This window comes from Pseudomonas sp. Cab53 (genome assembly GCF_018325965.1).
GTDB classification, from domain to species: Bacteria; Pseudomonadota; Gammaproteobacteria; order Pseudomonadales; family Pseudomonadaceae; genus Aquipseudomonas; species Aquipseudomonas chlororaphis_E.
This window is the reverse complement of record NZ_AP021902.1, coordinates 2,738,266-2,762,766: the sequence shown is the minus strand read 5'-3', so window position 1 is coordinate 2,762,766 and position 24,501 is coordinate 2,738,266. Positions and strand designations below refer to the sequence as shown.

General features: G+C 62.3%; 21 protein-coding genes. 14 read left to right on the top strand and 7 right to left on the bottom strand.

Annotated elements, in window-relative coordinates; all coding sequences use genetic code 11:
• Positions 1–30 precede the first annotated feature (30 nt).
• On the bottom strand, positions 31–327 hold the full coding sequence (locus tag KI241_RS12090; protein ID WP_042728210.1) for a DUF1330 domain-containing protein: 297 nt from the start codon (positions 325–327) through the stop codon (positions 31–33).
• Between the two features lie 83 nt (positions 328–410).
• Here KI241_RS12090 and ribBA point away from each other — a divergent pair, with 83 nt between their 5' ends.
• From ribBA to KI241_RS12065, 5 genes are all read left to right on the top strand, one after another.
• On the top strand, positions 411–1,520 hold the full coding sequence (ribBA, locus tag KI241_RS12085) for a bifunctional 3,4-dihydroxy-2-butanone-4-phosphate synthase/GTP cyclohydrolase II (protein ID WP_042728209.1): 1,110 nt from the start codon (positions 411–413) through the stop codon (positions 1,518–1,520).
• A 382-nt stretch (positions 1,521–1,902) separates the two neighbouring features.
• Complete coding sequence (locus KI241_RS12080) at positions 1,903–2,928, top strand: ABC transporter substrate-binding protein (protein WP_042728208.1); 1,026 nt, start codon at positions 1,903–1,905, stop codon at positions 2,926–2,928.
• Entirely contained in the window at positions 2,913–3,857 is a 945-nt protein-coding gene (locus KI241_RS12075) for an ABC transporter permease (protein WP_199925066.1), read from the top strand. The genes KI241_RS12080 and KI241_RS12075 overlap by 16 nt, the downstream gene beginning before the upstream one ends.
• A 6-nt stretch (positions 3,858–3,863) precedes the next feature.
• Positions 3,864–4,673 (top strand): ABC transporter permease, encoded by an 810-nt coding sequence (locus KI241_RS12070; RefSeq protein WP_042728207.1) that lies wholly within the window; start codon positions 3,864–3,866, stop codon positions 4,671–4,673.
• A 17-nt stretch (positions 4,674–4,690) separates the two neighbouring features.
• Positions 4,691–5,842, top strand: coding sequence for an ABC transporter ATP-binding protein (locus KI241_RS12065; RefSeq protein WP_047738112.1), 1,152 nt, complete (start codon positions 4,691–4,693; stop codon positions 5,840–5,842).
• Positions 5,843–6,140: 298 nt separating this feature from the next.
• Here KI241_RS12065 and KI241_RS12060 read toward each other — a convergent pair whose 3' ends face one another.
• Positions 6,141–7,547 carry a cytosine permease gene (locus tag KI241_RS12060; protein WP_042728205.1) on the bottom strand — a complete coding sequence of 469 codons (1,407 nt, stop codon included), beginning with the start codon at positions 7,545–7,547 and terminating at the stop codon, positions 6,141–6,143.
• 306 nt (positions 7,548–7,853) lie between these two features.
• Between KI241_RS12060 and KI241_RS12055 the strand changes: the two genes are divergently transcribed.
• The 3 genes from KI241_RS12055 (at position 7,854) to KI241_RS12045 (ending at position 11,052) form a co-directional block, all read left to right on the top strand.
• Positions 7,854–8,339: a flavin reductase family protein gene (locus tag KI241_RS12055; protein ID WP_042728204.1), complete on the top strand. Its 486-nt coding sequence runs from the start codon at positions 7,854–7,856 to the stop codon at positions 8,337–8,339.
• A 181-nt stretch (positions 8,340–8,520) separates the two neighbouring features.
• Complete coding sequence (locus tag KI241_RS12050) at positions 8,521–9,564, top strand: LLM class flavin-dependent oxidoreductase (protein ID WP_047738111.1); 1,044 nt, start codon at positions 8,521–8,523, stop codon at positions 9,562–9,564.
• Positions 9,565–10,053: 489 nt separating this feature from the next.
• Positions 10,054–11,052: an acyltransferase gene (locus tag KI241_RS12045; protein WP_338498621.1), complete on the top strand. Its 999-nt coding sequence runs from the start codon at positions 10,054–10,056 to the stop codon at positions 11,050–11,052.
• Positions 11,053–11,121: 69 nt separating this feature from the next.
• On the opposite strand, the gene KI241_RS12040 is transcribed toward KI241_RS12045, so the two are convergent.
• The gene (locus tag KI241_RS12040; RefSeq protein WP_212803750.1) at positions 11,122–13,248 is read right to left on the bottom strand and encodes a TonB-dependent siderophore receptor; all 2,127 of its coding nucleotides are present in this window, start codon (positions 13,246–13,248) and stop codon (positions 11,122–11,124) included.
• 271 nt (positions 13,249–13,519) lie between these two features.
• Here KI241_RS12040 and KI241_RS12035 point away from each other — a divergent pair, with 271 nt between their 5' ends.
• A complete protein-coding gene (locus KI241_RS12035; RefSeq protein ID WP_047738109.1) occupies positions 13,520–15,316 on the top strand; it encodes a methyl-accepting chemotaxis protein in 1,797 nt (598 codons plus the stop codon).
• Between the two features lie 377 nt (positions 15,317–15,693).
• Here KI241_RS12035 and KI241_RS12030 read toward each other — a convergent pair whose 3' ends face one another.
• Positions 15,694–15,891 carry a YbdD/YjiX family protein gene (locus tag KI241_RS12030; RefSeq protein ID WP_042730733.1) on the bottom strand — a complete coding sequence of 66 codons (198 nt, stop codon included), beginning with the start codon at positions 15,889–15,891 and terminating at the stop codon, positions 15,694–15,696.
• Positions 15,892–15,907: 16 nt separating this feature from the next.
• Positions 15,908–17,968, bottom strand: a complete 2,061-nt coding sequence (locus KI241_RS12025) for a carbon starvation CstA family protein (RefSeq protein ID WP_212803749.1) — start codon at positions 17,966–17,968, stop codon at positions 15,908–15,910.
• 338 nt (positions 17,969–18,306) lie between these two features.
• Between KI241_RS12025 and KI241_RS12020 the strand changes: the two genes are divergently transcribed.
• The 3 genes from KI241_RS12020 to KI241_RS12010 all read left to right on the top strand — a co-directional run bounded on the left by KI241_RS12020 (position 18,307) and on the right by KI241_RS12010 (position 21,210).
• Complete coding sequence (locus KI241_RS12020; protein ID WP_042731930.1) at positions 18,307–19,662, top strand: cache domain-containing protein; 1,356 nt, start codon at positions 18,307–18,309, stop codon at positions 19,660–19,662.
• Between the two features lie 35 nt (positions 19,663–19,697).
• Positions 19,698–20,330, top strand: a complete 633-nt coding sequence (locus KI241_RS12015) for a response regulator transcription factor (RefSeq protein WP_042731937.1) — start codon at positions 19,698–19,700, stop codon at positions 20,328–20,330.
• Between the two features lie 88 nt (positions 20,331–20,418).
• Positions 20,419–21,210, top strand: coding sequence for a transporter substrate-binding domain-containing protein (locus KI241_RS12010; protein WP_042731931.1), 792 nt, complete (start codon positions 20,419–20,421; stop codon positions 21,208–21,210).
• A 147-nt stretch (positions 21,211–21,357) separates the two neighbouring features.
• Here the strand turns inward: KI241_RS12010 and hpaR are convergent, their stop codons facing one another.
• Entirely contained in the window at positions 21,358–21,780 is a 423-nt protein-coding gene (gene hpaR / locus KI241_RS12005; protein WP_042731932.1) for a homoprotocatechuate degradation operon regulator HpaR, read from the bottom strand.
• A 186-nt stretch (positions 21,781–21,966) separates the two neighbouring features.
• Positions 21,967–22,872, bottom strand: coding sequence for a 4-hydroxyphenylacetate catabolism regulatory protein HpaA (hpaA, locus tag KI241_RS12000; protein WP_212803748.1), 906 nt, complete (start codon positions 22,870–22,872; stop codon positions 21,967–21,969).
• Positions 22,873–23,056: 184 nt separating this feature from the next.
• Here hpaA and KI241_RS11995 point away from each other — a divergent pair, with 184 nt between their 5' ends.
• Both KI241_RS11995 and KI241_RS11990 read left to right on the top strand, forming a co-directional pair.
• Entirely contained in the window at positions 23,057–23,734 is a 678-nt protein-coding gene (locus tag KI241_RS11995; protein WP_123578146.1) for a fumarylacetoacetate hydrolase family protein, read from the top strand.
• Positions 23,731–24,501 (top strand): fumarylacetoacetate hydrolase family protein, encoded by a 771-nt coding sequence (locus KI241_RS11990; protein WP_123578145.1) that lies wholly within the window; start codon positions 23,731–23,733, stop codon positions 24,499–24,501. The genes KI241_RS11995 and KI241_RS11990 overlap by 4 nt, the downstream gene beginning before the upstream one ends.

Sequence of the window (24,501 nt, the reverse complement as noted above, 5' to 3'; positions counted from 1 at the left end):
CTCCCACAGTGAATGATCTGGCATCCATGCCTACACAGGCGCCACGCCCTCGACAATGATCACTTCGGCCTGGGCCACGTCCTTGCGGTGGCGCTTGGCCTCCTGATACTGCGGCGAGTGATAGCACGCCACCGCCTGTTCGTACGAGTCGAACTCGATCACCACGCTGCGCTGCGGCGTCGCCCTGCCTTCCATTGCCTCGCTGCGCCCGCCGCGAGCCAGCATGCGCGCGCCATACAAGGCGAACGCCGCAGGCGCCCGCTGGGTGTATTGGCTGTATTGATCGGGGTCGGTGACATCCACATGAGCAATCCAGTACGCCTTCATAGTGACCTCTCGGTTTATTTTGTATTACGGTATACCATAAGTTGTTTTCATCAAGCACTCCATAAAGCACAAGAGAGCCCGACATGGCCTTTAACAGCATTCAGGAAATCATCGAAGACTACCGCTTGGGCAAGATGGTGTTGCTGGTGGATGACGAAGACCGCGAGAACGAAGGCGACCTGCTGCTCGCCGCCGACTGCTGCAACGCCCAGGCCATCAGCTTCATGGCCCGGGAAGCCCGTGGGCTGATCTGCCTGACCCTGACCGACGAGCATTGCCAGCGCCTGGGCCTCGAACAGATGGTGCCAAGCAACGGCAGTGTGTTCAGCACCGCGTTCACAGTGTCCATCGAAGCCGCCACAGGCGTGACCACCGGTATTTCCGCCGCCGACCGGGCTCGCACCGTCGCGGCCGCCGTGGCGGCTGATGCCGGCCCTGCCGATATCGTGCAACCGGGGCATATCTTTCCGCTGCGCGCCAAGGAAGGTGGCGTGCTGACCCGCGCCGGGCACACCGAAGCCGGTTGCGACCTGGCGCGCCTGGCGGGTTTCACGCCCGCTTCGGTGATCGTCGAAGTGATGAACGATGACGGCACCATGGCCCGCCGTCCGGACCTGGAAATCTTCGCCCGCAAACACGGCATCAAGATCGGCACCATCGCCGACCTGATCCACTACCGCCTGAGCACCGAGCACACCGTGGTGCGCATCGGTGAGCGTGAGTTGCCGACAGTGCATGGCACCTTCCGCCTGTTCACCTTTGAGGATCGCATCGAGGGTGGCGTGCACATGGCGATGGTGATGGGCGACATTCGTCGCGACGAACCGACCCTGGTGCGGGTGCACGTGATCGATCCGCTGCGGGACCTGGTGGGCGCCGAATACAACGGCCCGTCCAACTGGACGCTGTGGGCCGCCCTGCAACGGGTCGCCGAGGAAGGTAGTGGCGTGGTGGTCGTGCTGGCCAACCACGAATCGTCCCAGGCGCTGCTCGAACGCGTTCCACAGCTCACCCAGCCTCCCAGGCAGTTCAGCCGATCCCAATCGCGCATCTACTCTGAAGTAGGCACCGGCGCGCAGATTCTCCAGGACCTGGGCGTCGGCAAGTTGCGACACCTGGGACCACCGCTCAAGTATGCGGGGTTGACGGGGTATGACCTGGAGGTGGTGGAGAGCATTCCGTTTACCGGATGAGCCGAAGCTAACGCGGATCACTGTGGGAGCGGGCTTGCTCGCGAAGGCGGCCTTCGAGGGACAGCCATTTGCAGGTCTACCGCCTTCGCGAGCAAGCCCGCTCCCACACGGGGATCACCGCCGGGGCTGAGTATTCATTCACAGGAAGATAGAAAAAATCTGTCCTCAGGCAGATAACCGGTAAGGCAAAGTGCTTGCAGAAAGTTTGGAATACCATAATATGATATTCCATAGACCGAACGCTCCAGCCAAGCGCACCCGGCAGGGAACGCGCATTCAACCCGCCCTTGGCACGGTCAGCCGCAAGACCCGATGGACCTAAGCTCCCGATAAGCGGGCACACACAAGCCCGCTCAATAAACACAACAATGAGGGCGTGAAAATGGTGTTGAAGAAAAGTGCAGTCGCCGTTCTTTTTGCGAGCCTGCTGAGCGTCGCCAGCCAGGCGTCGATGGCCGCTGAAAGCGTCAACTTCGTCAGTTGGGGCGGCAGTACCCAGGACGCGCAGAAGCAGGCCTGGGCCGACCCGTTCAGCAAGGCCAGCGGCATCACCGTGGTCCAGGACGGCCCCACCGACTACGGCAAGCTCAAAGCCATGGTCGAAAGCGGCAACGTGCAATGGGACGTGGTCGATGTGGAAGCGGACTTCGCCTTGCGTGCAGCGTCTGAAGGCTTGCTCGAACCCCTGGACTTCTCGGTCATCCAACGGGACAAGATCGACCCGCGCTTCGTTTCCGATCACGGTGTCGGTTCGTTCTACTTCTCTTTCGTCCTCGGCTACAACGAAGGCAAGCTCGGTTCCGGCAAGCCGCAGGACTGGTCCGCACTGTTCGACACCAAGACCTACCCCGGCAAGCGCGCCCTGTACAAATGGCCGAGCCCTGGCGTGCTGGAGCTGGCCCTGCTGGCCGACGGCGTACCGCAAGACAAGCTCTACCCTCTGGACCTGGATCGCGCCTTCAAGAAACTCGACACCATCAAGAAAGACATCGTCTGGTGGGGCGGCGGCGCGCAGTCCCAGCAACTGCTCGCGTCCGGCGAAGCCAGCCTGGGCCAGTTCTGGAATGGCCGCGTTTATGCCCTGCAGCAGGACGGCGCTCCCGTTGGCGTGAGCTGGAAGCAGAATCTGGTCATGGCCGACATCCTGGTGATTCCGAAGGGGTCGAAAAACAAGGCCGCCGCCATGAAGTTCCTGGCCAACGCCAGCAGCGCCAAAGGTCAGGCCGATTTCTCCAACCTGACCGCCTACGCGCCGGTCAACGTCGACAGCGTCGCACGCCTGGACTCGGTGCTCGCTCCCAACCTGCCGACCGCCTACGCCAAGGATCAGATCACGCTTGATTTCGCGTACTGGGCCAAGAACGGTCAGGACATCGCGACACGGTGGAACGAATGGCTGGTCAAATAAAAATGTCGGCAACGGCAACCCAACACTCCGGGGGCGCTGCGGGCGCCGCCGGCGTGCCAATCACCCGGGCCGCCGCTGCACAGGCCCCGTCGCTGGCCCAGCGCTGGCGCGGGGTCGGCAACCTCGCCCCGGCCCTGCTGTTTCTTGGTCTGTTCTTCCTGGCGCCGCTGATCGGCCTGCTGCTGCGCGGCGTGCTGGAGCCGGTGCCCGGGCTCGGCAACTATGAACAACTGTTCGCCAACTCGGCCTATGCCCGGGTGTTGTTCAACACCTTTTCGGTGGCCGGGCTGGTGACGCTGTTCAGCCTGCTGCTGGGGTTCCCCCTGGCCTGGGCCATCACCCTGGTGCCCCGTGGCTGGGGCCGCTGGATGCTCAACATCGTGCTGTTGTCGATGTGGACCAGCCTGCTGGCCCGCACCTACTCCTGGCTGGTGCTGTTGCAGGCCTCCGGGGTGATCAACAAGGCGTTGATGGCGCTGGGCATCATCGATCAGCCGCTGGAGATGGTGCATAACCTCACCGGCGTGGTGATCGGCATGAGCTACATCATGATTCCGTTCATCGTCCTGCCCTTGCAAGCGACCATGCAGGCCATCGACCCGATGATCCTGCAGGCGGGCTCCATCTGCGGCGCCAGCCCGTGGACCAACTTCTTCCGGGTGTTCCTGCCGCTGTGCCGGCCGGGGCTGTTCTCCGGTGGGTTGATGGTGTTCGTGATGTCCCTGGGGTACTACGTGACGCCGGCCCTGCTGGGCGGCGCGCAGAACATGATGCTGCCCGAGTTCATCATTCAGCAGGTGCAATCGTTCCTCAACTGGGGCCTGGCGAGCGCCGGTGCCGCGTTGCTGATCGTCATCACCCTGGTGCTGTTCTACTTCTACCTGAAGCTCCAGCCGGAATCCCCGGTCGGCGCCAGTCACGCGAGGTAAACCGTCATGCTCTTGACTCCCAATGCCATGAGCCGGCGCATGCGCTTCGGTCTGTACGCCACCACCGGCCTGATCGGACTGTTCCTGCTGTTGCCGATCGTGTTCATCGTGTTGCTGTCGTTCGGCTCCTCCCAGTGGCTGGTGTTCCCGCCACCGGGCTGGACATTCAAATGGTACGGCCAATTCTTCTCCAACCCGGACTGGATGAACGCCGCGCTGACCAGCCTCAAGGTCGCCCTGCTGACCACGGTCTGCGCGGTGGCGCTGGGCTTGCCGACGGCTTTTGCCCTGGTACGCGGACGATTCCCCGGACGGGAAATGCTCTATGGCCTGTTCACCCTGCCGATGATCGTGCCGCTGGTGATCATCGCCGTGGCGGTGTATGCGCTGTTTCTCAAGCTCGGCTACACCGGGACGATGTTCGCGTTCGTGGTCAGCCACGTCATCGTCGCGCTGCCGTTCACCATCATTTCGATCATCAACTCGCTCAAGCTGTTCGACCAGTCCATCGAGGACGCGGCGGTGATCTGCGGTGCCTCGCGCCTGCAAGCGGTGTTCAAGGTGACATTCCCGGCGATTCGCCCGGGCATGGTCGCCGGTGCGCTGTTCGCGTTCCTGGTGTCGTGGGACGAAGTGGTGCTGAGCGTGATGATGGCCAGCCCCACCCTGCAAACCTTGCCCGTCAAGATGTGGACCACCCTGCGCCAGGACCTGACGCCTGTGATCGCCGTCGCTTCGACGCTGCTGATCGGCCTCTCGGTATTGGTGATGGTGATCGCCGCCGCCCTGCGCCGGCGCAATGAAATCAGCGCCTGAGCGCCTAGGAGAACACGATGAGTGCTGTCAAAGACCCTGCACAACAGAACAACAAGACCCTGGTCAGCCTGCGCAACCTGAACAAACACTACGGCGACTTCGCCGCCGTGGACGATATCTCACTGGAGATCCAGGACGGTGAGTTCCTGACCTTCCTCGGCTCCAGCGGCTCGGGCAAGAGCACCACGCTGTCGATGCTGGCCGGGTTTGAAACCCCCAGCAGCGGCGAGATCCTGGTGGACGGCAAATCCCTGGTCAACGTGCCGCCGCACAAGCGCGACATCGGCATGGTGTTCCAACGTTACTCGCTGTTCCCGCACCTGTCGGTACGGGACAACATTGCCTTCCCGCTGGCGATCCGCAAACTCGCCCCGGCCGAACGCGATCGCCGGGTCGACGCGATGCTCAAGCTGGTGCAATTGGAACAATTTGCTCATCGCCGCCCTTCGCAACTCTCCGGCGGCCAGCAACAGCGCGTGGCGATTGCCCGGGCGCTGGTCTACGAGCCTCGCATCCTGTTGATGGACGAACCCCTCGGCGCCCTGGACAAGAAACTGCGCGAAGACCTGCAGGATGAACTGCGTCAGTTGCACCGCCGCCTGGGCATCACCATCGTCTACGTGACGCACGACCAGGAAGAAGCCATGCGCCTGTCCCAGCGCATCGCCATTTTCAGCCACGGCAAGATCGTCGGCCTGGGCAGCGGCTACGACCTCTACCAGAATCCGCCGAATGCTTTCGTCGCGTCGTTCCTCGGCAACTCGAACTTCCTCAAGCTCAAAGCCCAGGGCAACGCCGTGGCGAGCTTCGAAGGCCAATCGTTGTCGATTCGCCTGACTGCCGGCCTGCAAACCGAGCAGGATGTGCTGCTGATGGTCCGCCCGGAAAAAGCCCTGGCGCTGAGCACCGAGCAGGCCGCGCAACAACCGCTTGCGGCAGGCTGGAATGAGGTGTCGGCCAAGGTCGTGGAAGTGCTGTTTCTCGGCGAAAGCCAGACCTGCAGCGTGGTGACGTCCGGCGGCACCGCCATGACCGTCAAGGCGCTTTCCGCCGCGGGCATGCCGCTCAAGGCCGGCGACCCGGTGCGCGTGCGCTGGGCCACCGCCGACGCCTGCGTCTACACCCAATGGGCCGAAAGTGACCTGAACAAGGCCGCCGGGGCGCACTGATCCCCTGCTGGCCCACTTCGGTGGGCCGTCTCAAAGATGTCACCCTCAAGGTCGCCGCAACGTCGGGTTGCGGCGGCCTTTTTTGTTTGGTGAGGGGTAAGAGCTGAGGTTGCTCGCGAAAGCGGTGGGCCCATTTGCATTGTACTGAATGTGCCGACGCCTTCGCGGGCAAGCCCGCTCCCACAGGTTCTAGGGTGTATCTGAGACTTGTGGACACCCACCCGCTCCTACCGTTTTGCAGCCACCCAAACAAGAATGCCCGGCAAAAAGCCGGGCATTCGATCAAACAGTGCTTGAATCAGTCGGTGTAACCCAGTCGCGCCGCCGCACGCCGCTGGGCCTGGCCGCGGGTCGCCAGGCAGTAATACAGCGGGCAGGTCACCAGCAGGCCCACCAGCCACGACAGGTCGGCACCGTCCACCAGGTTGGCGTAGGGCCCGACATACAGCGACGTGTTGGCAAACGGCAACTGCACGATGATCCCGATGAAGTAAGCCACGATCGCATGCAGGTTGAAGCGCCCGTAAATCCCGCCGTCGGCCCGGAAGATCGAGGCGATGTCGTAGTGGCCGCGCTTGATCACATAGAAGTCGATCAGGTTGATCGACGCCCATGGCACCAGCACCAGCAGCAAGGCCAGGATCAAGCCGATGAACTGCGAAATGAAGTCCGCCGAAGCCCCCAGCGCCACCACGCAGCAGCCTGCCAGCACGACGCCGGACAACACCACTCGCACTTTGACGCTCGGCGTCCACTGGCTGGCGAAGGTCTGGATCGAGGTGATGATCGACAATACCGCGCCATACAGATTCAAGGCGTTGTGACTGATGATGTTGAGCAGAAACAGCACCATCAGAATCGGCCCCAGCCAACCGGTGGACTGTTTGACCGCCGCCATCGCTTCAGTGCCCTCGGGGGTTGCCAGTACGGCCACCGCGCCGAAGGCAAACGACAGGATGGTGCCCAGCGTCGCCCCCAGGTAGGTGGCCAGGAACGGCCGGGCGATGCCGATATCCGCCGGCAGGTAGCGTGAGTAGTCCGAGACATAGGGCGAGAAGCTGATCTGCCAGATGATCCCCAGCGACACCGTGGCCAGCCAGCCGGACAGGTTGAAGCCGCCGCGGCTGAAAAAGTCCGCTGGCAGGTCATGGACGAAGATGTAGAAGAAACCGGCGAACAACGCACCGCCCATCACCCAGGTGCCGATGCGGTTCAAGGTATGGATGAAGCGATAGCCGATCACACCGATGGCCGTGGCACCGAGGGCACCCATCAGGATGCTGGCCGGGACCGGCACCGACGGCACGATGCCAACGATGGATTTGCCCGCCAGGACGATGTTGGAAATGAAGAACCCGACGTAGATCAGCGCGGCGAAGAACACGATCAACAGCGCGCCATAGCGACCGAACTGGCCGCGACTCTGGACCATCTGTGGGATCCCCATGCGCGGTCCCTGGGCTGACGCGAGGGCAATCACCGAGCCGCCGAGCAGGTGTCCCAGCGCAATCGCCAGCAACCCCCAGAACAGATCGAGATGGAACACCTGGACCACCATGGCGCCGGTGACGATGGGCAGCGGCGCAATGTTGGTGCTGAACCACAGGGTGAACAAGTCGCGGGCCTTTCCGTGGCGCTCTGCGAGAGGAACGTAGTCGACCGTATGGTTCTCGATCAACGGGTCTTGCCGGGACATCTGGGACATAGGCATGAACTCGAGTTTGTCTGTTCTTATCGTTGTATGAAGCCAAACCGGAGGCACTCTGGGCGCCTCTCAGATGAACACCATATTATGGTATTCCAACACTTTCACAAGACTGATCCGCTCTTTCGGCGCCCAACTGATCCGCTATCCCGCCTGGCCGCCCTAAGTGAAACCCCCGTAATCATTGACTCAAAACGCTACGAATAACGTTCATCGATTCACCGAAAAAGACCTTGCAATGAATGTATTACGGTATACCATCAGACCTACAAACCTATAAAAACCGCTTCACACGAGGACCGCGCAATGATCGACGCCGCCATCTATAAACAAGTCCTGGGTTCGTTTCCCTCCGGTGTGACGGTGATCACCACGCTGGACGAGGATGGCCAGGTCGTCGGCCTGACCGCCAGTGCCTTCAGCTCACTGTCCATGGACCCGGCCCTGGTGCTGTTCTGCCCGAACTACAGCTCCGACTCCTACCCGGTCCTGATCAAGAACAAACGCTTCGCCATCCATGTATTGTCGGGCGGTCAACAAAGCGAGGCCTATGCTTTTGCCCGCAAGGGCAAGGACAAGGCCCAAGGTATCGAGTGGACATTGAGCGCCCTGGGCAACCCAATCCTGGCGAACGCCACGGCGGTGATCGAGTGCGAACTGTGGCGCGAATACGAAGGGGGTGACCACGCGATCATGGTGGGTGCCGTGAAAAACCTGATCGTGCCTGAGCAGCGCACCAGCCCCCTGGTTTACTGCAACGGCAAGATGGGTGCCCTGCCCGTTCCGGCTTGACGGGCTGGTAGAAATATTTTGTAGATATTCCGTATTATGGTATACCAATAATCAATCAGCCAGGCCGCCGTCGACCCCTACCCCGCGCGGCCTTGCGAGAACACCCGGGAGCCCCGCGCTCGTCCCAGGCAACAGGCCCGCAAACGACAGGCCGCCAACAAAAAGATCCGAGGTAAGCGTCATGAAATTCTCGCTGTTCATACACATGGAACGTTGGGACGAAAGCGTCAGCCACCGCCAGTTGTTCGAAGACCTGACCGAACTGACCCTGCTGGCCGAAGCCGGCGGCTTCAGTACCGTGTGGATCGGCGAACACCACGCCATGGAATACACCATCTCGCCCAGCCCGATGCCGCTGCTGGCTTACCTCGCCGGCAAGACCACCACCATTCACCTGGGCGCCGGCACCATCATCGCACCGTTCTGGCACCCATTGCGGGTAGCCGGTGAATGCGCATTGCTGGACGTGATCAGCAATGGCCGGATGGAAGTCGGCCTGGCGCGGGGCGCCTACCAGGTCGAGTTCGACCGCATGGCCGGCGGCATGCCGGCTTCGTCCGGTGGCCAGGCCCTGCGGGAAATGGTTCCGGTGGTCCGCGCCCTGTGGCAAGGCGACTATGCCCATGACGGCGAGATCTGGAAATTCCCGACCTCCACCAGCGTGCCCAAGCCGATCCGCAAGCCGCACCCACCGATGTGGATCGCCGCCCGCGACCCGGACTCTCACAACTTCGCGGTCGCCAATGGCTGCAACGTCATGGTCACGCCGCTGATGAAGGGCGACGAAGAAGTCCTGGACCTGAAGAACAAGTTCCAGGCGGCCCTGGACAACAACCCCGACGTTCCGCGCCCGCAACTGATGGTGCTGCGTCACACCCACGTTCACGCGGCGGACAACCCCGAGGGCTGGAAAGTCGGCGCCCAGGCGATCGCCAAGTTCTACCGCACCTTCGACGCCTGGTTCGGCAACAAGCAAACCCCGGTCAACGGCTTCCTGGCGCCCAGCCCCGAAGAAAAGTTCGCCGGTCGCCCGGAGTTCGAACTGGAGAGCCTGCACAAGACCGCCATGATCGGCACGCCGGAAGAAATCATTCCGCGCATCAAGTACTACCAGGAACTGGGGGTCGATGAGTTCAGCTTCTGGTGCGACAACAGCTTGCCTCACGCCGAGAAGAAAAAATCCCTGGAGCTGTTCATCAAGCACGTAGTGCCAGCGTTTCGCTGAGTCCCAATGAGCCGCCAGCGTTGGCGAGCAAGCTCCCACACGGGATTTGGGTGTACGCAGCCTTTGCATGCACCACCTGACCCTGTGGGAGCGGGCTTGCCCGTGAAGATGGCGGCACATTCAATATCTTCATAGCAGACATACCGCTTTCGCGAGCAAGCCCGCTCCCACACGGGATTTGGGGTATACGCAGCCATTGCATAAAACCAGCAAGACCTGTGGGAGCGGGCTTGCCCGCGAAGACGGCGGCACATCCAACATCTGCATAACAGACACACCGCTTTCGCGGGCAAGCCCGCTCCCACACGTGTCCCCGTTGGGCACGTGGGAGCAAGCCCGCTGGCGAAGCACACGCCGCGGCGAACAGATGATGCCAAATGTGACAATCTTCCCCACTCCACTGCCGTCGCCGGTCGCGCCGCTGTTCAGCGCCGGAAAACCCCAATAACGTCTGCCACAACGGATCAACTCTGATTAAGGATGATGCGCGTGGGGGTTTATCGTCTGCTGCTGGCCTTGCTCGTGGCCATTTCGCACATGGGCGTGACGTTCATGGGGTTCAACCCTGGCGTCGTTGCCGTCGTGTCTTTCCTGATCATCAGCGGCTTCGTGATGACTTCGCTGATCGAGCGCAATTACGGCACAGCCAGGCACGTCGGCCTGTTCTACCTGGATCGAGTGCTGAGGTTGTACCCGCAGTTCCTGCTGTACTTCGTCCTGTCCTGCCTGGTGATCCACTTCCTTTTGCCCGGAACGCCCCAGGCAGAGGCCCTGACCCTGGAAAACATAGCCACCAGCCTGCCGATCCTGCCGCTGGGTTTCTACATGTTCGGCATCACCGTGCCCGAGATCCTGCCGCCAGCCTGGTCCCTCGGGCTGGAAATGTGCTTCTACCTGCTGATCCCCTTCCTGATCCTCTACAAGAGCCGGGGGATTGCCTTCGCGGTATCGGTCACGGTCTTCCTGGTAGCAGCGCTGGGCTACATCAACACCGACCTCTATGGCTATCGCCTGCTGCCTGGAGTGCTGTTCATTTTCCTGTGCGGCAGCTATTTGTACCGCGCTCGGGCAAAGGGGCTGTGGATCGCGGCCATCACCACGATCATCGCCACCTTGCTGTTCGCGGCCATTGTCCTGGGCGTCATTGCCCGGCGCCCGTTCAACGCCGAAGTCACCCTCGGCATTGCCGTGGGCCTGCCCGCCGTGTTCCTGCTGAGCCGCTTGAGGTACCACCGGTTGGATGAACTGTTGGGAAACATCAGCTATGGGGTGTTTCTCAATCACTTTGTGGTGATGTATGTACTGCGCGCGTTCTGGCCGGTGGCATACAGCGAGCTGATTGTCACGGCGGTGCTGGTGCTGTCGTTCGCCTTGAGCGGCGTGTCGTATTACTGGGTCGAGCGGCCGGCACTGAGGCTGCGCCATGCCTTGCGGACCGGCGTGCGGCGTGAAACCGTGCCAGCGCCGACTGGCAGCTCGGTGACGTAGCCACTACAACGGTTATCACCGCGGCGAGGGAGCCGGCGCCCTGGCCACGGAGGGGGCTTTAACCGAAGATCAGAACGTCACGCTGGCGCTCAAGCGTGCGGTGCGCGGCTCACCGACATTCACTTGCAACTGGCTGCCCGTGGAAGACGGGTAGTACTGCTTGTCGAACAGGTTGTCGACGTTCAGTTGCAGCGAGGTTTTGTAACCCAGCACCGGCGCCTCCCAACGCACGAAGGCATCGGCCACGGTGTAGCTGCTCAGCCAGAAGTCGTTGGCATTGTTGGCCGCACGCTCACCCACGTAGCGAGCACCGCCACCGGCGTGCCAGGCACCGAACTCGGCGGGAACGTTCAGGTGATGGGTCAGGTACAGGCTGGCGGTGTGTTTCGGTGCGTCGGCCAGGCGATGGCCTTCGTCGTCCGGGTCATCGAGGATTTCCGTGTGGGTATAGGCGTAGGTGCCGATCAGGTCCCAGCGCTCGGACAGGCGTCCGGTAATGTCCAGCTCCAGGCCTTGGGAACCGACTTTACCGGCGGCTTCCGCCAGGGTCACCCCATTGACCGTGGAAGACGTCACGACGTTCTTCTTGACGATGTCGAACAGCGCCAGGTTGATGTTCAAGCCAGGCAACGGATCGTACTTGGCCCCCACTTCGTAGCTGCGGCCCTCCTCCGGATCGAAGGTGTTGCCGGCGTCGTCCACGGTGTCATTCGGCTTGAACGAGCGGCTGTAGTTACCGTACAGCGACAACGCGTCGGTGGCTTTGTAGACCAGGCCCAGGAACGGTACGAAGGCATCGCCGTTGTCGTCGCGGTTCACTTTGTAGCTACTGCCGCGCCCTTGGTCACCGTACTGGTCGTAGTGCTGGTAGCGTCCCCCCAGGACCAGGATCCAGCGGTCATCGAGGTGCCAGTTGTCCTTCAAGTACACGGAACTGGAGGTCAGCTCGTTGCTCAGATCGCTCTGGGCGGCGCTGACCAGGCTAGGCTCCGGCAAATTGCCATAGACCGGAGCGGTGATGTCGAAACCGGCGCGGACCGCATTGCGATAGGTCTTGCCGCGAAACTGGTTGGAGACCTGGTTATCGACACCGACCAGCAAGTCATGCGCCTGACCGAACAGTTCCTGGTTGCCGATGAAATCCCAGCTCGCGTAACGGGTTTCATCGTCGTAGTGGGCACCGTTTGCTGCCCGGCGCAACGTATTGCCCGTCAGTGAGTTGGGCTGCGCAATCGAAAGACTGTATCGATCATTGTTCCAACCGTAGGTCACGCGAGTCTTCCACGCCTCGCTCAGTTCATACTCGAAACGGGCCGTCGCCGTTTCGCGAATCCCCACGCTCTTGGCCCAGCGCTCGTCGAGGCGCTTGTCGTAGTCGATGTCGACCGGGTGCCCGTTGCGAAACATCGTCCCACGGTCAAACGGGTTGGAATATTCGTTGTACTCATAGCTCAGGTTCAACGAAGCCCGTTCACCGGTCCAGGCCAGGGAGGGCGCGACCAGCGTGCTTTCATTCACACCGTAGTTGCGCCAGTAATCTTCATGACCACGCTCGGCAATCAGCCGATACGCCAACCCGGTATCGCCCACGGGCCCGGTGGTGTCCAGGCCCATGGTGCCGCCGCCTTCGCTGTAGGCAGAGCCGCTCAGGGTGGTGCTCTGGGTGTACTCGGGTTGCTTGCTGATGACATTGATCAGCCCACCGGGCTCCAACGCACCGTACAACATCGAGGCCGGGCCCTTGAGCACTTCGACCCGTTCGGTGGTGGCGCTGAAGTTGTGCCCCAGGTTCGAACGCACGCCGTCGCGCAGGATCGAGCCGTCGTCGTTGGTGCCGAAACCGCGCTTGACCAGCGAGTCCCGCGAGCCGCCCAGGGTATTGCCCTGGCTGACGCCGCTGACGAACTTCATCGCATCGCCCAGCGAACGCACCTGGTAATCGTCCAGCGTCTGCTGGGTCACCACGTTGATCGACTGCGCTTCTTCCTTGATCGGTACGTCGCTCTTGCTGGCCGTGCTGGCTTGCGACGCCGTGTAGCCTTCGTCCTGGAGGATACGACTGCCCTGGATGGCCGTGGCCGGCAGTTCGAGCGCGTCCTGCGCCCACAGTGGGGTGGCGATGAAGCAGCAGGATACGGCGGGTAGTACACAATGGATGAAGACGTTGCGTTTCGCGGAAGGGGTGGAACGATTCAAAGCGCTGCACTCACGGGAGGAATGTTAATGAGAGCGACTATACTTTGAGAATCATTCCCAGTAAATACAAATAGGAGTCAGTTTGCGTGGGAAAGCCCGGGCTTGAAACCCTGGAACACGGGTGAGTGAACGTCTTCGCGAGCAGGCTCGCTCCCACAGTGGTTTGACGGACGGGCTTGCCGTGATATCAAAACGCCCTAATCCGCTAAAGCTTTGGCCCTTGCGGTCGAATGTATTCCATTGAGAGATTTTTTTGCCCAGGAGCAGCGGCATGCAGACGTTAAAGGCCTTGTACGAGTCTATCGAGATGCAGTTTTTCGATACGCTCACGAAAAAATTGTCGAGCCTTTTCCTGCTGGTGATGGTCAGTGCGCTGCTGTACTGGGTGGCCTTGAGCGCCCGTGCCGACATCCTGCTGCAATTGCGCAATGCTCAACTGGACCCGGCGTTGCTGGGGCAGATTGAAGGCCGGCTCGACAGCCTCAGCCATGCCCTGCTCTTCGGCGCCGTCCTGACCCTGGGCATGATCAGTTTCATGGTCTGGTACTTTCGTCACCTGATCGTGCGCCCCGTCACCGCCATGACCAAGGCCCTGGAGGAAATCGCCAACGGTGAAGGCGACCTCTCCAAGGACCTGCCCCTGGTGACCCACGACGAGATCCGCGTGCTGGCCGGCACCTGCAACCGTTTCCTGGCCAAGCAGCGGGAGATCATCAGCAACGTCCAGGCGCTGACCGTGCACATTGCCGTGGAATCGGCGCGCTCGTTGAAGAACATCAGCGACTCCAGCGACAGCGCCACTCACCAGGCCCGGTTCGCCAAGGAAGTGATGGACCAGAGCAACACCGCCGTGGGCCGCATCGAAGAGGTGTCGCGCCAGACCCAGGGCATTTCCAGCACCACCGCGCAGAACCTGAGCATGGCCCGTGACTCCTACGCCGAGCTGCTGGAAGTGACCGGCAACATCAGTGAGATCTCGGCCAGCCTCGGCGAGTTCGCCACGTTGGTGAGCGCGTTGAACCAACGCTCTTCGAGCATCAAGTCCATCGTCGGGTTGATCCAGCAGATCTCGGCCCAGACCAACCTGCTGGCCCTCAACGCCGCCATCGAAGCCGCCCGGGCCGGCGAAAGTGGTCGGGGCTTTGCGGTGGTGGCCGATGAAGTGCGCACCTTGGCACAGAATGTCAGCCGGGCCACCGACGACATCTCGCGCAACATCGACGCGATGCTGGAGGAAGTCAGCTCCACCCACGAGCAGACCACCCAGATCAGCCACAGCGCCCGGGAAACCCAGAAGGTGGTGGAACGGGCCTCCGGCCACTTCGAAAGCATGATCGGCGACTTCGAATCCACCAATGGCAAGCTGGCTGACATTGCCGAGCATATCCAGCAGTTCGCCGACAGCAACACCGGCATCAACGACCGGGTGACCCAGATCCATGCCGACAGCCAGTCGATCGACCAGCGCATGCAGCAGTCGGCGACGGCCACCCGCGACCTGTCCGGCGTTGCCGAAAAGGTCCAGGCGCTGCTGGGCCGGTTCGTGCTGGGCCACGGCAAGCTGGACGCCGCCATCACCCGCGCCAGCGAATGCCGCGATACGCTCCAGGTACGCCTGGAGGCGCTGCATCGCGAGGGCCTGAACCTGTTCGACCAGAGTTACCAATTGGTCCCCGGCACCGATCCCAAGCAATACATGACCTGCTACACCGAGCGCTTCGCCCAGGTCTGCCAGGAGGAATGCGACAAGCTCACCCGTAGCACGCCGGGGGGCAAGGTGTCCTTCATCGTCGACACCAAGGGGTATTGCCCGGTGAACAACAGCTGGGTCTCCAAGCCCCCCACCGGTGACCGTGCCGTGGACCTGCCCGTGTGCCGCAACAAGCGCATCTTCAACGACCCGATCGGCCTGCGCGCGGCGGGCAACGTCCAGCGTTTCCTGCTCCAGACCTACCTGCGCGATACCGGTGAAATCATGACCGAGATCGACGTCCCCTTCTTCTTCGGCGGCCGCCATTGGGGCAACCTGCGGGTAGGGTTCGATGCAGCGGTGTTGTTGGCGGAGTGAGAGTGATCGCCCTGCGACAGGAGTAAGGCCGCAGCCACTTCATCGCTGAGCGGCCGTCTTCGCGGGCAAGCCCGCTCCCACACAAGAGATCTGTGGCGCACCCACCTCTTGAGTCCACCAAAAAACACTGTGGGAGCGGGCTTGCCCGCGAAGGCGGTGGCTCAGTCAACCTCTCATCGACTGACCCACTGCATTCGCGAGCAAGCCCGCTCCCACACAGGGAATCTGTGACGGACACACATCTTGTGCCCCACCAAATAACTCTGTGGGAACGGGCTTGCCCGCGAAAGCGGTGGGTCAGCCAACCTCTTCATCGACTGACCCACTGCATTCGCGAGCAAGCCCGCTCCCACAGGGGGTACCTCAGGGCTGCCGGGTCAGCAGCACTTGGGCCCGGCCTTGCCGCCGTAACGGGCTTCCTGGCGTTCGCGGAAGAACGTCTCGTAGTCCATCAGCGGCTTGTCCGGATGCTGGGTCTGCATGTGCTCGACGTAGTTGTCGTAGTCGGGCATGCCGACCATCAGGCGGGCGGCCTGACCGAGGTATTTACCCAGGCGACTCAAGTCATTGAACATCGTTGCAATCCTCGTTTCAGGCGTCCGGCAGCGGTTGGAAAGGCGCTTCCTTGTCCGTGCGTTCCTTCGTGCCCCAGGCGGCGATGCCGACCTTGAGCGCGTAGAACAGGATGCTGAAGACCACGAACAGGAACAGTGCCGTCAACGTCGCGTTGGTGTAGGCATTGAACACCACGTGCTGCATCTGCTCGATGCTCTTGGCCGGGGCCAGGACTTGCCCGGCGGCCAGCGCCTCGTTGTATTTGCGCGCCAGGGCCAGGAAGCCGATCGCCGGGTTGGCGTCGAACAGCTTGATCAGGCCCGCGGTGGTGGTGCAGATCAGCAGCCAGGTCGCCGGCAGCAGCGTGACCCAGACGTAGCGCTGGCGCTTCATCTTGATCAGCACCACGGTGGCGAGCATCAGCGCGATACCGGCCAGCATCTGGTTGGAGATGCCGAACAGCGGCCACAAGGTGTTGATGCCGCCCAGCGGATCGATCACGCCCTGATACAGCAGGTAACCCCACAGCGCCACGCAACCGGCGGTGGCGATCAGGTTGGCGGTCCAGGATTCGGTGCGCTTGAGGGCCGGCACGAACGAGCCCAGCAGGTCCTGCAGCATGAAGCGCCCGGCACGGGTGCCGGCGTCCACCGCGGTGAGGATGAACAGCGCTTCGAACAGAATCGCGAAGTGGTACCAGAACGCCATGGTGTTCTCACCCGGCAGCACCGAGTGCAGGATCTGCGCGATGCCCACCGCCAGGGTCGGCGCGCCGCCGGCACGGGCCAGGATGGTGGTCTCGCCGATGTCCTTGGCCACGGCCTGCAGGGCGTCCGGAGTGATGGCGAAGCCCCAACTGCTGACGGTCTGCGCCACGGCCACCACGTCGCCGCCGACGATGGCCGCCGGGCTGTTCATGGCAAAGTACACGCCCGGCTCGATCACCGACGCGGCAACCATCGCCATGATCGCCACGAAGGACTCCATGAGCATGCCGCCGTAGCCGATGTAGCGGGCGTTGGTTTCGTTATCCAGCAGCTTGGGCGTGGTGCCCGAGGAAATCAGCGCGTGGAAACCCGAGACCGCGCCACAGGCGATGGTGATGAACAGGAACGGGAACAGACCGCCCTTCCACACCGGGCCCAGGCCATTGGTGAACTGGGTCAGCGCCGGCATTTTCAGCTCGGGCATGGTGACCAGGATGCCGATCGCCAGGGCGACGATGGTGCCGATCTTGAGGAAAGTCGACAGGTAGTCCCGCGGTGCCAGGATCAGCCACACCGGCAGCACGGCGGCGACAAAGCCGTAGCCGATCAGCATCCAGGTGATCTGGATCCCGGTGAAGGTGAAGGCCTTGGCCCAGACTGGGTCGGCGGCGATCTGCCCGCCGAGCCAGATCGACCCCAGCAGCAACAGCACGCCGATCAGCGAGATTTCGCCGATGCGGCCCGGGCGGATGTAGCGCATGTAAAGGCCCATGAACATCGCGATCGGGATGGTCGCCATCACCGTGAAGATCCCCCACGGGCTCTCGGCCAGGGCCTTGACCACGATCAGCGCCAGCACCGCGAGGATGATGATCATGATCAGGAAGCAGCCGAACAGCGCGATGGTGCCGGGAATGCGGCCCATTTCCTCGCGGACCATGTCCCCCAGGGAGCGCCCGTTGCGGCGGGTGGACAGGAACAGGACCATGAAGTCCTGCACGGCCCCGGCCAGCACCACGCCGGCGATCAGCCAGAGCGTGCCGGGCAGGTAGCCCATCTGCGCGGCCAGCACTGGCCCGACCAGCGGCCCCGCGCCGGCAATGGCGGCGAAGTGGTGACCGAAGAGGATGTGCTTGTTGGTCGGGACGAAGTCCAGGCCATCGTTGTTGAGCACGGCAGGCGTGGCCCGGCGCGCATCGAGTTGCATCACGTTGTTGGCGATGAAGAGGCTGTAGTAGCGGTAGGCGACCAGGTAGATGGCCACGGCTGCGACGACGATCCAGAGGGCGTTGATGGCTTCGCCGCGGCGCAAGGCCACGACACTCAACGCACAGGCTCCCAGAACAGCCACGGCAAACCAGGCGAGGTGTTTAACCAGACGGGTTGTCATTGCGTGTCTCCTGCCGAGGTCCAGTGGACTGCGGCGATTGTTTTTATAATGTGCCCCGCTATTCGGAGCCGGCCCAATATCCCCGTAGGCCGTCAATAAATAAATCCGTAGTACTACGTAGACCGCCCCTGTGGGAGCGGGCTTGCTCGCGAAGGCGGTGTGTCAGTTAAAGCAGATGTCGCTGATCCACCGCATTCGCGAGCAAGCCCGCTCCCACAATGTCGCTGAGTGCCTACGGATTCGATGTCCAGCGCAGGTTACCTCTCCTATTCGGGGGAAGGTTTGGCATATGATGCCGAGCATCCACCTCCCCTCGTCAGGCCCTGACAGGAGTCCAGATGCTGCTCAAACACAAAATCGTCGCCCTCGGAATCCTGCCGCTGGTCCTGGCGATCGCTGTTATCTGCGCCCTGGTGATCTCGCTCAACCGCCAGTTGGGCGACCAACAGGCACAGCTCATCGAAGACAGCATCCTGGCCAGCAAGCGCGCCGAGCTGAAAAACTACGTGGAAATGGCACAAAGCCTGATCGCCCCGTTGTACAACGACGGCCAGGGCGACGAACGTGCACAGCAGCAAGTGCTGGAAGAACTGCGCAAGCTGAGCTTCGGCATCAACGGTTATTTCTTCGTGTACGACCGCCAGGGCCGCAGCCTCATGCACGCGCGCCAGTCGGAGTTGGTGGGGCGAGACCTGTGGGACATGAAGGACCCTCATGGCCTGCCGGTGATCCAGGCGCTGCTCAAGAGCGCCCAGTCCGGCGAGGGCTTCCAGCGTTATGCCTGGAACAAGCCCTCCTCCGGCCAGGTCACTGAAAAACTGGCCTACGTGGTCATGCTGGACCGCTGGGGATGGATGCTCGGCACCGGGATCTACCTCGAAGACGTCGAGCGCGCCACCCAGCAGGCTCGCGCCGAAGTCGCCCAAGGCATCCACACCACCATGCAGGCCATCGCCGCCATCGCCCTGGTGGCCGTGTTGCTGGTGTTCGCCGGTGGCATGACCCTCAACGTCAGCGAGCACCGCCTGGCCGACAAGAAACTGCAGCGCCTGAACCAGCGCATCGTCAGCCTGCAGGAAGAGGAACGCTCGCGAGTGTCCCGTGAGTTGCACGACGGCATCAGCCAACTGCTGGTGTCGATCAAGTTCCAGTTCGAACTGGCCAGCCATGTGCTGGAAAACGGCCAGGAAAACGGCCTGGGCATTCTCAAGAATGCGACAGACCGCTTGGGCGAAGCCATCGGCGAGATCCGCAGCATCTCCCATGACCTACGCTCTTCCCTGCTCGATACCCTGGGCCTGCCCGCCGCCATCGGCCAACTCGCCTCCGAGTTCCAGCAGCGCAGCGGGCTGGAGGTGTCCTACCGCACCAATGAGTTCGATTGCCGGCTGGAAAACGGCGCACCGGTCTCGCTGTTCCGCATTGCCCAGGAAGCGCTCACCAACATCGAGCGTCACGCCGGGGCGAAAAGCGTCGGCATCAGCCTGTTCGGCTCCGCCGAGTCCTTGCGCCTGACGGTGGTGGATGATGGCATGGGCTTCAACGTGCCACAGGTCGAGCGGGGGCACGCCGGCATCGGCCTGCGCAATATCCGCGAACGGGTCGAACACTTCGGTGGACGCCTGGAAGTCACCTCCGAACCGGGGCGCAGCGAGCTGGACATCCTTTTGCCCATGAACATGGCGGCCACGTAAAGCTGATGACCCCTGATCCCAAGCCCCCCTTGTCGATGAACCTGCCGCCTGCGATCCGCGTCGCGCTGGTCGATGATCACTCACTGGTGCGCGATGGCATCCGGGCGCTGCTGTCCGTCATGCCACGGCTGAACGTGGTCGGCGAAGCCGAGAACGGCGCACAGGCGATCGAAATGGTGGGCCGCTGCACACCGGACCTGCTGCTGATGGACATCAGCCTCAAGGACATGAACGGCCTTGAGCTGACCCGGCTGCTGGGCAAGCAATACCCGAGCCTGAAGATCCTCATCCTCAGCATGTACGACAACCATGAATACGTGAGCGAGTCAGTGCGCTGCGGTGCCAGCGGCTACGTGCTCAAGAACGCGCCCTCGCGGGAGATCGTCGCGGCGATCGAGGCGATCATCGGCGGCGGCACCTTCTACAGCGCCGAAATCGCCCAACGCCTGGCCACCGACCCGAACACCGATAACGAACTGACCCCACGGGAAAGCCAGGTGCTGCGCAAGATGGTCGAGGGCTTGAACAACAAGGAAATGGCCCGCGAGCTGGACATCAGCGTGCGTACCGTCGAGACCCATCGCCTGAGCATCCGCCGCAAGCTCAACATCGATAAACCCGCGGCATTGGTGAAATACGCGATCGACCACGGGATCGTTTCACGCTGACAAAAGGCCGCCACACAGAGACAACCCACAGACACTTTTACTACACTGGCCCGTCTTGTCCCCTTCCCTTGCGAGACGTCCCATCCCCATGAAAACCATAACAAGCACGATGACGTTCTGCGGCCTGCTGGCCTTGTGTGGCAATGCCCTGGCCGAGCCTGGCGCCTCTCACCTGGACGAGGTCCTGCAACGCGGCGAGCTCAAGGTGTGCACCACTGGCGACTACAAGCCCTACACCTACAAGGCTGAAAGCGGCGACTACGAAGGGATCGACATCGACATGGCGCGTTCGCTGGCCGCGAGCCTGGGCGTCAAGGTGCAATGGGTCCAGACCACCTGGAAAACCCTGATGCCGGACATGCTGGCGGGCAAGTGCGACATCGGCATGGGCGGGATCTCGGTGACCCTGGAACGCCAGAAGAAAGCCTACTTCAGTAACACCCTGGACGTGGATGGCAAGATCCCGCTGGTGCGCTGCGAAGACCAGTCGCGCTACCAGACCCTCGAACAGATCAACCAACCCTCGGTACGCCTGGTGGAGCCGGCCGGTGGCACCAACGAAGCCTTCGTCCGCGCCTTCGTACCCAAGGGCCAACTCGCCTTCCACGACAACGTGACCATCTTCCAGGAACTGCTGGACAAGCGCGCCGACGTGATGATCACCGACGCCTCGGAGGCGCTCTACCAGCAGAAACTCAAGCCCGGCCTGTGTGCCGTCAACCCGACCCACTACCTGCAGTATGGCGAGAAGGCCTACCTGCTGCCGCGTGACGACAGCACCTGGAAGATGTACGTCGACCAGTGGCTGCACCTGAGCAAGGCGAACGGCAGCTATCAAAAAGTGATCGGCCAGTGGCTGGCGGTTCCCGCCGCTCAGTGACGGCGACGCCGCATTGAAACCCTGTGGGAGCGAGCTCGCGAAGACGCCAGCCAGCCCGGCAAAGTTGCAGACGGGTCCACCGCCTTCGCGAGCAAGCTCGCTCCCACAGGGTTTGACCCCCTTTGCCATGGAGGGTTGTGGGGCGGCCTACGGCTTGATGTTCTTCAATTCATTGAGCAGCCCCAGCAGTTGCTGCATCTTTTGCTCGCCGAACTGCGCTTCGATCCGGCGGTAGTTGCCTTCCATGCCTTCGCTCATCGACTCGAAGCACTGCTCGCCGCGTTCGGTGAGGGCCACGAACACCCGACGCTGATCCTGGCTGGATTTCTGCCGGCGCACCAGGCCATCGCGCTCCAGGCGGCTGAGCACACCGGTCATGCTCGGCTTGAGGATGCAGGCCTGCTGGGCAAGCTGGTGGCTTTCCAGTTCGCCTTGCTGGTGCAGGATGCGGATCACCCGCCATTGCTGCTCGGTGAGGTCATGCTGGTTCAACGCGGGACGGAAAAAAGCCATGGCGGCTTCACGGGCTTGCAACAGGGTCAGCGTCAGGGAGGGTCTGGGGTTGGCCATGTTCGAACTGCTTGGGTGGGCGAACGGGCAGCTTAGTGGCGCAGGCAAGGCGCTGCAAGAGACCTGTGGCGAGGGAGCTTGCTCCCGCTCGATTGCGCAGCAATCGTCAAAAGCCTCGGGCTACTGCTCACCCCAGCGCAAGCAAGCTCCCTCGCCACATAAGCACGTGTTCAATCGCAGGGAAGTTCAGCGCAACCCCGACTGTCGTTGGCGATACTCGCCCGGCGTGAGCTGGGCATAACGCTGGAAAAACCGGCTGAAATAGGCCGGATCCTTGAAGCCAAGCTGGTAGCAGATTTCATTGGCCGAACTGCCGGTAAACAGCAGCAGACGCTTGGCCTCCTGCATCAAGCGCTCCATGATCAACCGCTTGGAAGGCAGGTCGGCGATGCGCCGGCACACGTCGTTGAGGCGCGCCTCGGTCACCCCGATGCCCTCGGCATAGCGCGACAGCGGCCAATGCTGCAGGTAGTGGGCTTCGATCAGCTCGTTGAAGCGGTGGAAGATCTTCAGGTCTTCATGCCGCGCCGGCCGGGCTTTCAGGGAGTTGGTACACAAGCGCAGCAGGCTGATCATGATCAGCCGTGTCAATCCGTCCAGGGCCACGTTGCGCCCTGGCCGCGCGGCCGCCACCTCCTCGCTCAGTTGCTCGAACAGGTACTCCAGCCGTCCCACCTCCCCCGCCAACTCCGGCCCCAGTTGCGCCAGCGCCACGCAGGCCGCCGGCAGTTGCACACCGGCCGGCGCCAGGCTCGGATCGGCGTCGATCAACTGCCACACCAACTGCTGGCGCACCGTCAGCACATGCCCGTCACTGTCGGCCTCGGTCACGAAGGCATGCGCGATGGTGGGCGGCGTGAGAAAGAACATCGGGCCCGATTCGACGTATTGCTGGTCGTCGAGATACACCCGCACGGTGCCGCTCTTGACGTAGTGCACCTGGAAGAAGCGGTCGTGGCGGTGCACCGGCATGTTGCGACCGAAAAAGTCCGCGAGGTTGGCGAGCCGGTCGTAATGCACCTCGGCATCGCTGTAGCGCTGGTCGTACACCTGGCCGATGTTGATGTTGGGGATCGGTTGACGATCGGTCATCACGCAGTACTCGTTTTTATTCTGATTCAAGCGTCGCCGAGCCCCATCCTGCAACGAATCCGGAGGGTCATCCAGCGCCCGGTCATTCTGCCACGCTTGACGATAGTTAACATCTTAATTATAACTGTTAACACATTAACAATAACGCAGAGCCCTCATCCCTCTGCACCGCCAGGAGACAAGCATGAGCCGTGCCCTGCATGACGTCGCTAACGGCACCCTGTTCGGGGTCGCGCTGAACTATCAGGGGCTGCTGAAACAGCACCTCGCCGAGTTCGAGCAGCCGCCCTACCAGAAACCGCCGGTCAAGCCGGTGCTGTTCATCAAGACGCCCAACACCCGTAATCGACACGACGCCGATGTGGTCCATCCCGGCCACGGCGAGCGGCTGCAACCAGGGCCGGCCCTGGGCGTGGTGATGGGCAAGTCGGCCAGCCGCGTCAGCGCCGCCGAGGCGCTGGGCTACGTGGCCGGCTACACCGTCGTCAACGAATTCAGCCTGCCGGAAGACAGCTACTACCGCCCCGCCGTCAAGGCCAAGTGCCGGGATGGCTCGTGCGCCATCGGGCCGGAACTGGTGCCGACCGCCAACCTCGCAGATCCCCACAGCCTGGCGATCACGCTGTACGTCAACGGCGAGGCACGCCAGCAAAACAGCACGGCCAACTTCGTTCGCAACATCCCCCAACTGATTGCCGAGATCAGCGAGTTCATGACCCTGCACGCCGGCGACGTGTTGATCACCGGCACGCCCGAGGGCCGGGTCGACGTGTTGCCTGGCGACCGCGTCGAAGTGCACATCAACGGCGTGGGCCGTCTCGTCAATACCGTCGTGGCCGAGCAGCCAGGAGCCGTTTCATGAAACACGCGCGCATTCGTTTTGAAGGCCAGGTCCACGCCGTCACCGTTGAAGCCGGCAATGCCGTGCGCTTGCTCGACGGTCGCCTGCTGGGCGAAGACCAGGTCGAGTGGCTGCCGCCGGCCACCGGCAACATGTTCGCCCTGGGCCTGAACTACGCCGACCACGCCGCCGAACTGGCCTTCAAGCCGCCGACCGAGCCCCTGGCGTTCATCAAGTCGCCGGGCACCTACACCGGCCACAACCAAAAGACCTGGCGCCCGGACAACGTCGCCTACATGCATTACGAGTGCGAACTCGTGGCGGTCATCGGCAAAACCGCCCGTAACGTCAAGCGCGAAAATGCGCTGGATTACCTGGCCGGCTACACCGTGTGCAACGACTACGCGATCCGCGACTACCTGGAAAACTACTACCGCCCCAACCTGCGGGTGAAGAACCGCGACGCCACCACCCCTGTCGGGCCATGGATCGTCGACGTCGCCGACGTGCCGGACCCGAGCGACCTGAAACTGCGCACCTGGATCAACGGTGAGCTGCGCCAGGAAGGCAGCACCAAGGACATGATCTTCGACATCCCGTACCTGATCGAATACCTGTCCAGCTTCATGACCCTGCAACCCGGCGACATGATCGCCACCGGCACGCCCGAAGGCCTGGCCGACGTGGTGCCCGGTGATGAAGTGGTGGTGGAAGTGGAAGGCGTCGGCCGCCTGGTCAACCGAATTGTCAGCGAAGCCGCGTTCTTCGCATCCCGTAGAGAGGCTTGA